Annotated in this window: 11 protein-coding genes; 8 read left to right on the forward strand and 3 right to left on the reverse strand. The window is 60.0% G+C overall.

The features are described from left to right. Positions 1 to 19 precede the first annotated feature (19 nt). The 7 genes from ISN74_RS15985 to ISN74_RS16015 all read left to right on the forward strand — a co-directional run bounded on the left by ISN74_RS15985 (position 20) and on the right by ISN74_RS16015 (position 6960). Positions 20 to 916 carry a phosphoribosylaminoimidazolesuccinocarboxamide synthase gene (locus ISN74_RS15985; RefSeq protein ID WP_188800701.1) on the forward strand — a complete coding sequence of 299 codons (897 nt, stop codon included), beginning with the start codon at positions 20 to 22 and terminating at the stop codon, positions 914 to 916. Positions 917 to 920: 4 nt separating this feature from the next. Continuing rightward, on the forward strand, positions 921 to 1253 hold the full coding sequence (locus ISN74_RS15990; protein WP_188800161.1) for a DMT family transporter: 333 nt from the start codon (positions 921 to 923) through the stop codon (positions 1251 to 1253). Further along, positions 1253 to 1741 (forward strand): Mpo1 family 2-hydroxy fatty acid dioxygenase, encoded by a 489-nt coding sequence (locus tag ISN74_RS15995; protein ID WP_229679319.1) that lies wholly within the window; start codon positions 1253 to 1255, stop codon positions 1739 to 1741. The genes ISN74_RS15990 and ISN74_RS15995 overlap by 1 nt, the downstream gene beginning before the upstream one ends. Further along, positions 1738 to 2151 (forward strand): hypothetical protein, encoded by a 414-nt coding sequence (locus ISN74_RS16000; protein WP_188800162.1) that lies wholly within the window; start codon positions 1738 to 1740, stop codon positions 2149 to 2151. Before ISN74_RS15995 ends, ISN74_RS16000 begins: the two co-directional genes overlap by 4 nt. Positions 2152 to 2392: 241 nt before the next feature. Beyond that, the gene (locus ISN74_RS16005) at positions 2393 to 4393 is read left to right on the forward strand and encodes a phospholipase D-like domain-containing protein (protein ID WP_203546629.1); all 2001 of its coding nucleotides are present in this window, start codon (positions 2393 to 2395) and stop codon (positions 4391 to 4393) included. Between the two features lie 72 nt (positions 4394 to 4465). Beyond that, on the forward strand, positions 4466 to 5665 hold the full coding sequence (locus ISN74_RS16010) for an SEL1-like repeat protein (protein ID WP_203546630.1): 1200 nt from the start codon (positions 4466 to 4468) through the stop codon (positions 5663 to 5665). A gap of 146 nt (positions 5666 to 5811) precedes the next feature. Then, on the forward strand, positions 5812 to 6960 hold the full coding sequence (locus tag ISN74_RS16015; protein WP_229679321.1) for an SEL1-like repeat protein: 1149 nt from the start codon (positions 5812 to 5814) through the stop codon (positions 6958 to 6960). A gap of 190 nt (positions 6961 to 7150) precedes the next feature. On the opposite strand, the gene tkt is transcribed toward ISN74_RS16015, so the two are convergent. Further along, entirely contained in the window at positions 7151 to 9145 is a 1995-nt protein-coding gene (tkt, locus tag ISN74_RS16020) for a transketolase (protein WP_188800166.1), read from the reverse strand. Between the two features lie 276 nt (positions 9146 to 9421). Here tkt and ISN74_RS16025 point away from each other — a divergent pair, with 276 nt between their 5' ends. Then, positions 9422 to 10018, forward strand: a complete 597-nt coding sequence (locus tag ISN74_RS16025) for an outer membrane protein (RefSeq protein ID WP_188800167.1) — start codon at positions 9422 to 9424, stop codon at positions 10016 to 10018. A gap of 76 nt (positions 10019 to 10094) precedes the next feature. On the opposite strand, the gene ISN74_RS16030 is transcribed toward ISN74_RS16025, so the two are convergent. Together ISN74_RS16030 and ISN74_RS16035 are read right to left on the reverse strand one after the other, a co-directional pair. After that, positions 10095 to 11099: a class I fructose-bisphosphate aldolase gene (locus tag ISN74_RS16030; RefSeq protein ID WP_188800168.1), complete on the reverse strand. Its 1005-nt coding sequence runs from the start codon at positions 11097 to 11099 to the stop codon at positions 10095 to 10097. A 147-nt stretch (positions 11100 to 11246) separates the two neighbouring features. Further along, entirely contained in the window at positions 11247 to 11693 is a 447-nt protein-coding gene (locus ISN74_RS16035; protein WP_188800169.1) for an energy transducer TonB, read from the reverse strand. Positions 11694 to 11753: the final 60 nt, after the last annotated feature.

An 11753-nucleotide genomic window follows, 5' to 3' on the forward strand; every position in this document is an offset into this window, starting at 1 on the left:
TGATCTACTGGAGCGCACCGTGCCCACGACCCTGCTGCAATCGAACCTGCCCGGCCTTGAGCTGATCCATCGCGGCAAGGTGCGCGACGTCCACGCCCTGCCCGGCAATCGCTTGCTGATCGTGGCCACCGATCGCCTGTCGGCCTTTGACGTGGTGCTGCCGGATCCGATTCCCGGCAAGGGCGAAATGCTCACCCAGATCTCCAATTTCTGGTTCGGCAAGACCGCACACATCATGCCCAACCATCTGCTGCACACGCCGCTGGAGGATGTGCTGCCGCAAGGTGCCAATCTGGCGCTATACAGCAAACGCGCTGTCGTCACCAAACGGTTGAAGCCGGTGCCGGTAGAAGCCATCGCGCGTGGCTATCTGATCGGTTCGGGCTGGAAGGATTACCGCGCCACCGGATCGCTGTGCGGCATCAAGCTGCCGGCCGGCCTGCGCCAGGCCGAGCAGTTGCCGGAGCCGATCTTCACCCCGTCGACCAAGGCGGCCGTGGGCGATCACGACGAAAACGTGAGCTTCGATGCCGTGGTGGCCGCTGTCGGCAAAGATCTGGCCGAGCAGGTGCGCGATGCCACGCTGGCGATCTACAAATGGGCAGCTGCCTACGCCGCCGAACGCGGCATCATCATCGCCGACACCAAGTTCGAGTTCGGCACGGATGAAGACGGCAAGCTGTACGTGATGGATGAAATGCTCACGCCGGATTCCTCGCGCTTCTGGCCGGCCGATCAGTACCAGGTCGGGATCAGCCCGCCGAGCTACGACAAGCAATTCGTGCGTGACTATCTGGAAACGCTGGACTGGAATAAACAGGCACCCGGTCCGCGCATCCCCGCCGATGTCATCAACGGTACTGCCGCGAAGTACGCCGAGGCCTTGCAGCGCGTGGCCGGCATCACGCTGGACTAAGCGCATGAATGTCTGGCTCACGCTCGGTGTGGCGATCATTGCCGAGGTCATCGGCACCAGTGCGCTGAAAGCCTCCCATGGTTTCAGCCAACTGTTGCCTAGCATGGTGGTGGTCGCCGGTTATGGCGTGGCTTTTTTCTGCCTGAGCCTGACGCTGCGGCAGATGCCGATCGGCATTGCCTATGCCGTGTGGTCGGGTGCCGGCACCGCCTTGATCGCGCTCATTGGCGTGGTGCTTTACAAGCAACGACTCGACATACCGGCCATCATCGGCATCGTGCTGATCATTTCCGGTGTACTGGTGCTCAATCTCTTTTCCAAAAGCAGCCCTCACTGATGCCGGCCACACCAACCCAACGCAGCATGCGTGACTGGCTGGACAGCTACAGCCGCGATCATCAACACCCAACGAATCAATGGCTGCATTGGGTCTGCGTGCCGTTGATCGTCTGGAGCGCCATTGCCATGCTGTGGACGATTCCGGTGCCGCAGGCATGGTTTCGTCCCGGCTCGTGGGCGGTGCTGGCCATCGTGCTTTCCTTCACCTGGTACTGGAAACATTCACGCCGGCTTGGTGCAGCGTTGCTTGCGGTGCTATCTGTGTTTGCCTTCAGCTGCTTCTGGATATTCCAACAGTTGGGATCCGCGACGCTGTTACGCGCTGGCATCGGCGTGTTTGTCGTCGCGTGGATCGGCCAGTTCGTAGGCCACCTGATCGAAGGGCGCCGACCGAGCTTCCTCACCGATCTTGCCTACCTGCTTGTCGGTCCGGCCTGGTTGATGGATAAACTGCTGCGTCGCATCGGCTTCAGGGAAACCCCATGACGGGTCTGCTCGCGCTGCTAAGCAGCGTTATCTGGTGGGTGCTTTACAGCAGCGTCGGCGCCATCGTGCCCGCGCTGATCGTCTGGATCGTGCTGCGCTGGAGCGAACGCGTCCCGGTCGTATTCAATCGGGCTTATCTCGCCTGCCTGGTGTGGTGTTTGTTTGCCATCCTGATCAGCGCCGGTGTAGCAGCGCATCTGGGCATATGGCATCCGCCGCTTGAGCCGTTGCTTGCAAGCGGGCTGTTTCGCGTCTCGCTCGCCGTATCGATGCTGGTCGGTGTGTTTGCGCTGTGGCGGCTGATTCCGCGCATCGATGCGCGACGTATTCGGCTGACGAGCGCGTGCATGGCCGTCGCCGTGGTGATGGCCGTCGGCTTTGGCGTGCTTACAACACTGGCGAGCAACTAACCCGCCTGACAAGCCAACATCTGACCACTCCGTCAGATCATACCTGCAGACTGCAACAGGGGCATACCCCAGCCTGATGGCGCTCCTCACGCAAGAGGGCACGGCCGCCAACGGCGAGCGCGAATCAGGGTCTCCCGTTTCTGGAATCGCATGCGGATCACGGCGTCATGCCCACCGACGATCAGGCCGGACACCGCAATCGCTGCGTTGGTCTGATCAACCTTGCCTGGGAAAGCGACAGGTGACCGACTACTACTTCCTACCCGCCCCCATCACCACACCGATCGCTTTGTCACGCACCAACAGCGCCACGATCACCTTGCCGTGGTTTGTGCAGGCAACCCGAAAGGGACCGAAAGACGAAAAGGGCCTGGCGGAATTTCCCCCCATGCCCACCACCTATTTGCCGCTGATCAACGGCGAGGCCGCCTTTGGCGCGGTGTACGACGCCATCTTCGAAGCCAAGTCGTGCGTGGACATCATCTGCTGGGGCTTTCAGCCTTCGATGTATTTCAGGCGCGGAAGCGGTGCGCCGTGCATCGGCGATCTGCTGATCAAAAAGGCGATCGAAGGGGTCAAGGTACGTGTCCTGTCCTGGAAGGACGCCCCACCGCTGTCGCAATACACCGAAAACAATTTACCGGGTTACAGCGTTGCGCGCCTAGCGTTTACGCACGACGAAAAACGCGACTCTCTCAATTACGACGGCCACTGGTTTTACGCGATTAACCACGGCATCGATGTGCTGAACCAGACAAAAGACAATCCGCTTGTACAGAGTGACACCCACAACGTACTGGATTTCTCTGCGTTCCTACGCACATTAGACCCCGCGAGCGCCATCCGCACACTGCAAAACATCCAATTTGTCACACGCGGCTTTTCCAAAGACGACGGCAACGAAATCTACACGCGCGAAACAGCCTATCGCGCCGACAAGCAACTGGACGACGCGGCGATAACGGCTTTCCAGTACTTCCCCACCCACCACCAAAAAACCGTCGTGGTGGACTACGACATGCCCGACCGCTCACTCGGCTTCGTGATGGGTCACAACATGCTCGACGCCTATTGGGATACCGATGCGCACAGTTACCTGCGCCTGGCCCCCGACGCAGGACGCAACGGCGCCACACCGCGTCAAGACATGTCCTGCAAGATCACCGGCCGCTTGCTGGAACACCTCAACTACAACTTCTGCCGCGCCTGGCAGCGCAGTACGGACGAAAACCTTCTCGCCGCGCGCATGTTCCTAGGGCCGCTGCACGAGCTGCGACGCAAGGAAGGCTTTCCTGTGATGGCGCAGATCACCCGCACCCAATCGCAGGAAGGACGGCGCGACATCAAAACGATGTACCTGCAAGCCGTCAACAACGCCACCAACTTCATCTACATCGAAAACCAATACTTCCGCTGGCCGCCACTGGCCGACATGATCAAGGAAGCGGCCAAGGAACAGCTGACGTGGGGACGCGATCCCGGTCAGCACGGTTCGATCTATCTGTTCGTGGTCACCAACGCAGACGACGATGCACTCTTTCAAGGCGACTTATCCACCTACCGCATGCTCGAAGGCCTGGGCCAAGCCAACGCCATGCCCACCGTCACGCGCCTAGAGCGCGGTGAAGCGTTGCAAGCGCAACGCAATAAAGCGCAGGGGCAATACGACTTGTGGAAGACGGATACGACGATCATGGACAAATTCACGCAACACGCGAAGGCGACCCAGGCACGCTTAAGCGCATTGCAGCAACAACTCGACGATCTGGATCAACAGATCAAGAACAACAACGACGCCAACCAAGCGTTGCTGCCATTGGACATCCCCGGCCTCAAGGTACTGATCTGCACCCTGGTTGCCCCTGATGGACCCACGCCGTGGATCAACACCTACGTGCACAGCAAGATCATGGTGGTCGACGACGTCTTCCTCACCCACGGCTCGGCCAACATCAACACACGCAGCATGGAAGTGGATAGCGAGATCAATATCTGCCATGAGCACGGCGACGTGACGCGGCCGGTTAGGGAGCATTTGTGGGACATTCATACCAAAGGAATGGGCGTGGGCCAGAACGAGAAGAACAGCAATCGATTGGATGCGGCGGATGCTTATGATCAATGGGTTAGCATCATCAAGACCAATAAGAGTCGACATGCGAAAACAGATACAACGCTCACACCCTACGCCCCGTTGATTGCCTTCTACCGTGATTCCGCTACACGCGGCCGTCGGGACTAACACATGCGCAAAACGACCCTGATCATTGTTATCGCTCTGCTCATTAGCGCGTGTTCGCACAAGGAAAACTCCATGACCTCACTATCTCCCTTGAACGATGTGCGCGCCAAGCTGGCTTTTACGTGCACGCACGAAGTCGATCATCTGCCGCCGCTCGATCCGCAAGCTGATCAGCTGTTCAAGTACGCGCGTTATCTGGAAAAGAAAGCAGGCCCGAAAGACTTCAACGACATTGCGCGCCATTACCGGATTGCTACGGCATACGGCCATTACAGCGCCAATCACAACTTGCAGTTGTTGGTTTCGGAAGGCTTAGCCTCGTCAGCGCATCCGGCCACCGAAACCATCGACTTGACGATGCAGTTGATCGCGCAAGGCGTTCCTGGCGGTTATTACGACATGGGCCACTACCTGGAGTTGGGCTATGGCGTGAAGCAGGACAAGGAGGCAGCGCTGCGTTATTTTCGCAAGGCTGCTGATTTGGGAAGCCCCGAAGGTCAGGCATATGTCGGCAATTTGCTTGAACCCTCGGATAAGGCTCCGCAGATTGCCGTACAGATGTGGCAGTGTGCAGCGGATCAGGGATTCGGAGACGCAGCCAACACGTTAGGTATCCATCTTCAAGTAGATGAGCGCTATCCCGAAGCCGTCCAGGCATTCCAGAAAGGGGTGGCGGCAGGCGACAGTATCTCTGCGTCGACATTGAGAGATGCGTTCAAAGGTCCGCAGTCATCGAGTGATTTAGGTTATTTGGCGCTTCCAAACGACCCCGAGCGCTCACAACGCTACGACGCCATTGCTGATTTCATTCGCGCCAACGACGGCCGCAACCCCAAAGTTCCCGACATCGACCAGATCGTGCCGCTACCGCCTGCACCGTTACCGCCGTGGGACGGCACCTTCCAGTGGCAAAAAGAACAAGACGCCACGCCACCACCAGCCAAGCCTTCCGATGACGTAATCGAACGGCTGAGCAAGGCCAAAAACCTCGACCCCGCTACCGGCCGGCCCATTCCACCGCCGCCCAAGACTGCGCTAGGCACCCGCGTCAAAACCGGCGAACGCTGCCCGGGAAGTGGGGACTGGTGCGCGTGGCTCACGCCCACTTACCGTATCGCTCACTTCCAGCGGAGCATCTGGCAAGGCAGTGCCATGCCCACCTACACGCTCTACAAGCCACGCCGCTTCGACCTGCTCGATGACCTGTTCGGCATGCGCCACGAAGAGGTTGTGGTGGAGTGGGAACTCATGCGCCATGCCGATACGGTGTAGCGATGCGTCGCCGCACCTTTCCTGTTCTGGCGGTCATCGGCTTTCTGTGCGCTTGCTCGCACGAGGAGAGCCCGATGGCCTCACTGCTTTCATTGGGCGATGTACGCGCCAAGCTGGCTTTTACGTGCACACACGAAGCCGATCGCTTGCCGCCGCTCGATCCGCAAGCCGACGCGTTGTTCAAATACGCACGTTATCTGGAAAAGAAAGCAGGCCCGAAAGACTTCAATGACATTGCACGCTACTACCGAATTGCTGCCGCGTACGGTCATTACAAAGCCAACCTCAACTTGCAGTTGCTCGTCTCAGAGGGTTTAGCCTCATCTCCATATCCCGCGAAGGAAACCATCGATCTGACGATGCAGTTGATCGCGCAAGGCGTTCCTGGCGGTTATTACGACATGGGCCACTATCTGGAGTTGGGCTATGGCGTGAAGCAGGACAGGGAAGCGGCGCTGCGTTATTTCCGCAAGGCGGCCGACTTGGGCAGTCCCGAGGCACAGGCTTATGTCGGCGATTTACTGGCGCCCTCAGACATGGCTCCGGGGACCGCTCTGCAAATGCGACAATGTGCGACGGATCAGGGATATGGTGATGCGGCCAGCACCTTAGGTATCCATCTCGAAAATAGGGGACTTTATTCAGAAGCCGTCCACGCATTCCAGAAAGGCGTGGCAGGCGGTGATTCGATGTCTGCAATGGTTCTGAAGAATGCCTTTCAGTTGTCGACGCCACTTCAGACTCAGTTGTCACCATCACAACGGCCCTATTACCTAGATCTATCCGATGATCCCGAGCGCTCACGACGTTACGGATTGATCATCGACTTCCTCGACGCCAACGACGGCCGCAACCCCAAAGTCCCTGACATCGACCAGATCGTGCCGCTGCCTCCTGCGAAGCTGCCCGAATGGGACGGCACCTTCCAGTGGCAAAAAGAACAAGACGCCACGCCACCGCCGGCCAAGCCTTCCGATGACCTGATTGAACGGATGAGCAAGGCCAAAAACCTCGACCCTGCCACCGGCCGGCCCATTCCACCGCAGCCCAAGACTGCGCTGGGCACCCGCGTCAAAACCGGCGAACGCTGCCCGGAAAGTGGGGACTGGTGCGCGTGGCTCACGCCCACCTACCGTATCGCTCACTTCCAGCGGAGCATCCGGCAAGGCAGTGCCATGCCCGCCTACACGCTCTACAAGCCACGCCGCTTCGACCTGCTCGATGACATGTTCGGCATGCGCCACGAAGAGGTTGCGGTGGAGTGGGAACTCGTGCGCTATGCCGATGCGGTGTAGCGATGCACCATGAAGAAATCGCGACGACGTGAGAACTGGAGCAACACGCCACTTACATGCAGTGACACTTTGCTCTGATCGCCTTCTCGGCCCCAGCGCTCAAGGCCCTGCAGCAGCGACTTGGTAATTTCCCATAAGCGCTGCCCCCAGCCTTCCCTCTCCCCACAGGGAGAGGGAGCAGAGTGAAGCGTTAGCCGATCACGCGCTTTGCGGCATCGACCACTTTAGCGACAGTGAAACCGAAGTAGTCAAACAAGGCAGGTGCCGGAGCGGATGCACCGAAAGTGGTCATGCCAACCACTTCGCCGTCGAGACCCACGTACTTGAACCAGAAGTCGACGCTGGCCGCTTCCACGGCCACGCGTGCACGGCACCAGCTCGGCAGGATGCTTTCGCGGTATTCCAGCGGCTGTGCGTCGAATTCTTCCGTGCAGGGCATCGACACAACACGCACCGGCACGTTCTGCTGCGCAAGCGTACGGGCGGCTTCCATCGCCAATTCCACTTCGGAGCCGGTGGCGATCAGGATGGCCTTGAACTTGGTATCGGCCGGATCGGAGAGCACGTAGGCGCCACGTGCGATATCCGCCACCTGCTGCGGCGTGCGTTCCTGACGCTTTAGCGTCTGGCGCGAGAAGATCAGGCAGGATGGATTGCCCTTGCGCTCGATCGCCACCTTCCAGGACACCACCGATTCCACCACGTCGCACGGACGCCACAGGCGGTTGTTCGGGATCAGGCGCAGCGCGCTCATATGCTCAACGGGCTGATGCGTCGGACCGTCTTCGCCGAGGCCGATCGAGTCGTGCGTGTAGACGTGAATGACATGCGCCGGAATCAGGCAGCTCATGCGCACGGCGTTGCGCGCGTAATCGGAGAACACCAGGAAGGTACCGTCGTAAGGCAGGAAGCCACCGTGCAGCGCCAGGCCGTTGGCGATCGCGCTCATGCCGAACTCGCGCACGCCGTAGTGCACGTAGTTGCCATCGGGGCCGGTGATGTTCTTGCTGCCCTTCCACATGGTGAGGTTGGAACCGGCCAGATCGGCCGAACCACCGACCAGTTCCGGCAGCAGCGGACCGAAGGCATCCAGCGTCATTTGCGAGGCTTTGCGCGAGGCCACATCCGGACCTTCGGCCTGCATTTTCGCAATATAGGCCTGCGCCTTTTCCGCGAAGTCCGCCGGCAGTTCGCCAGCAGTACGGCGGCGGAATTCGGCGGCAAGTTCCGGATAGGCTGCTTCGTACTTGGCGAACACGTCATTCCATTGCTGTTCGCGCTCGGCACCGATTACCTTCTTGTCCCAAGCGGCGTAGATGTCCGATGGGATTTCGAACGGCGCATAGCGCCAGTCGAGCATGTCGCGCGCGGCGGCGACTTCGTCCTTGCCCAGTGCGGCGCCGTGGCTTACTTCCTTGCCCTCCTTGTTCGGAGCGCCAAAACCGATGATCGTCTTGCAGATGATCAACGTGGGCCTTTCGCTCTGCGCGGTCGCCTGCGTCAGCGCCTTCTTCACGGCTTCGGCATCGTGGCCATCGACCACGCCGATCACGTTCCAGCCGTAGGCCTGGAAACGCTTGGCGGTGTCATCGGTGAACCAGCCTTCGACTTCACCGTCGATGGAGATGTTGTTGTCGTCGTAGACCGCCACGAGCTTGCCCAGCTTCCACGTACCCGCCAGCGATGCGGCTTCGTGAGAGATGCCCTCCATCAGGCAGCCATCACCTACGAATACAAAGGTGTGGTGATCGACGATGGTGTGGTCAGGACGATTGAAGTGCGCGGCCAGCACCTTCTCCGCAAGCGCGAAACCGACCGAATTGGCGAGCCCCTGCCCCAGCGGGCCGGTGGTGGTTTCCACGCCTGGGGTTTCGCTGGCTTCAGGATGGCCGGCGGTCTTGGAGTGCAACTGGCGGAAGCGCTTGAGCTGCTCCATCGGCAGGTCGTAGCCGGTGAGGTGCAGCAGGGCGTACTGCAGCATCGAGCCGTGGCCATTGGACAGTACGAAGCGGTCACGGTTGGGCCACTTCGGGTTAAGCGGGTTGAACTGGAGGAAGTCGTTCCACAGCACTTCGGCGATGTCGGCCATGCCCATCGGCATGCCGGGATGGCCGGAATTGGCTGCCTCCACGGCATCCATGGCCAGGGCGCGGACGGCGTTGGCGAGTACGCGACGGGAAGTCATCAGATCTGTCTCCGGGGGCAGGCAACAAAAGTGGCTATTGTCGCCGATCGTTCGTTATCTGTCGTCCGGTTCTCGCTGTAGGTGCAGAACAGACTTCGTTAGGATTTATTCATTTTTCTCAAATACTTAATAAAGTCTTAATACTGAACCTTGCGGTGTTGAATCTCCGGCGGGTGAACCTATCTAAGCATTACGCATCGCCACACGCATGCGTACGGGTCTTCGGCTTCCCCCTCAGTGCCGACGTCCTGATCAATGCATAAAAAGGAGTACTCCATGAAAACGCTGTTTGCTGTTGCTATTGCCGCCGCCGGCCTTGCTGCCGCCCCCGCCTTCGCTCAGACCGCTCCCACCCAGACCGCCCAGCAGGGCTGGTACGTCGGTGCCGAAGCCGGTTACGGCCAGGTCAACCAGGGTGCCTATGACAACAAGGGCAGCTACATCGGCGGCATCAAGGGCGGTTACCGCTTTGCCATCAACCCGGAAGCTTCGGTTGGCGTGGAAGCCGGTTATCAGTACCTGGGCTTCGTCGACGCCAAGGGCGCTTACAACGGTGATTCGTCGGCGCGCGGCCGTTTCCATGCCCCGACCCTGGGCGCAAACTTGCGCTGGAACTTCACCCCCGACTGGTACGCTGAAGTCCGCGCCGGTGCCTTCTATGCGAAGGGTTCGGGCCTGACCAATGACCAGTATGCGTACGAGCGCATCGGCAACATCCGTCCGTACGCCGGCGTGGGTGTTGGCTACAACATCAACCAGCACTTCAGCGTCGGTGTGAACTACAACTACTACGACGCTACCGGCAAGGGCAGCAACCAGGGTGTGCAGTTGCAGACCAATGCCGTGACGGTCGCCGGTGAATACCGCTTCTGATCGCAGGTTGTGTAGGTAAAAACAGAAAGGGCGCCTGACGGCGCCCTTTCTTCTTTGCGGTGGGGGCTTTAAGCGATCAGCCCTTCCACTGGCCCAGCGCGGCAAGACCGTTGTCTTTGGCACGTGCCGCCACCGTCTTCTGGGCTTCGCCGTAGTTGGCCTTCATGTCTTTGGACCACAACTTCAGCGCGGCCTGCTGCATGGCGCGACCGTAGGAGAAGGACAGCGGCCACGGATGCGGACCCATGCGGTTCATCGCATTGAGGTGGGCGGTGGACTGCTCGTCGGTCTGGCCGCCAGACAGGAACACGATGCCCGGCAAGGTCGCCGGCACAGTGGTCTTCAGCGCGCGCACGGTAGCTTCGGCCACTTCCTCGACGCTGGCCTGCTCTTCTGCGTCCTTGCCCGGAATGACCATGCTGACCTTCAGGATGGTGCCTTCCAGCAATACGTTCTGCTCATACAGTGCATTGAACAGGCTGCGCAGCACGGCTTCGTGCACTTCGTAGCTGACTTCGATGCTGTGATCGCCATCCATGATCACTTCGGGCTCAACCATCGGCACGATGCCGGCTTCCTGACACAACGCGGCGTAGCGGGCCAGTGCGTGGCAGTTGGCTTCGATGGCGGTGGAGCTGGGGTTGTCTTCGCTGATGTTGATGACCGCGCGCCACTTGGCGAACTGGGCGCCGAGCTTGACGTATTCAGACAGGCGCTCGCGCAGGCCATCGAGGCCTTCGGTCACCACGTCGCCCGGGAAGCCGGCGAGCGGCACCGGGCCCTTGTCGACCTTGATGCCCGGAATGATGCCGTTCTTCTTCATCACCTGGGTGAACGGCACGCCGTCCTTGGTGGACTGACGGATGGTTTCGTCGTAGAGGATCGCGCCGGAGATGTGATCGGAGAGGTTCGGTGCGGTCAGCAGCAGTTCGCGGTAGGCGCGGCGATTCTCTTCGGTGTTCTCAATCCCGACCGCCTCGAAGCGCTTCTTGATGGTGTTGGTCGACTCATCGATGGCGATGATGCCCTTGCCGGGCGCGACCATCGCCAGGGCGATGCTCTCGAGATCTTCAATGCTCATTGGACGACTCCGTAAAACTTTGGCGGCATACGGCCGCAAGGGGGGATCCACCCGTGCGGGCGGTCAGGTTGAAAAGGCCCGATTATAGCCCCAACCGCAATAACCGGCGCCGGCATCTTGGCCGGCGCGGCCCCCTGCCGACTCCGATCAGCCCTGTCCGTAACCCGGCAGCTTGCAGGGTGCCATCAAGGCTGCCTGCTGGGTTTTGTCGTCCGGACCGTTGAAAGGAACGATGTAATACGTGGCGAAGGGGTCTTCGTGCTTGTTGGTCAGCGAAGGCCCATAACGGAACTTGGACACGGCACTGACGGCCGCCTTGCCGAGGTCGCTGGGCGGCATCATCTTGGCGACCTGCAGATTCATCGGCACGCCGTCATTGCCGATCGTGTAGGTCACCGCCACGCAACCCGGCTTGTAGATATTGACGCCGCTGTTGGGGACATCCACAGAGATGCTGCCCTGATTGAGCAGGACCCAGTCATTGGGCAACTGCTCCGGTGCGACCTTGCGCATCTGCTGAGCTAGCGCAGGCATGCCCGCGGCCAGCACGGCGGCCACTAGCAAAGATTGGCCGAAACGAGTCAAAGCGCGCATGACATACCTCCGATGTAGTGCTGTGGGGACAGCTAGTCTAGCGAACCCGCAGCGCAGCAG

Origin of the sequence: Dyella caseinilytica (assembly GCF_016865235.1) — a bacterium.
Lineage (GTDB): Bacteria > Pseudomonadota > Gammaproteobacteria > Xanthomonadales > Rhodanobacteraceae > Dyella_B > Dyella_B caseinilytica.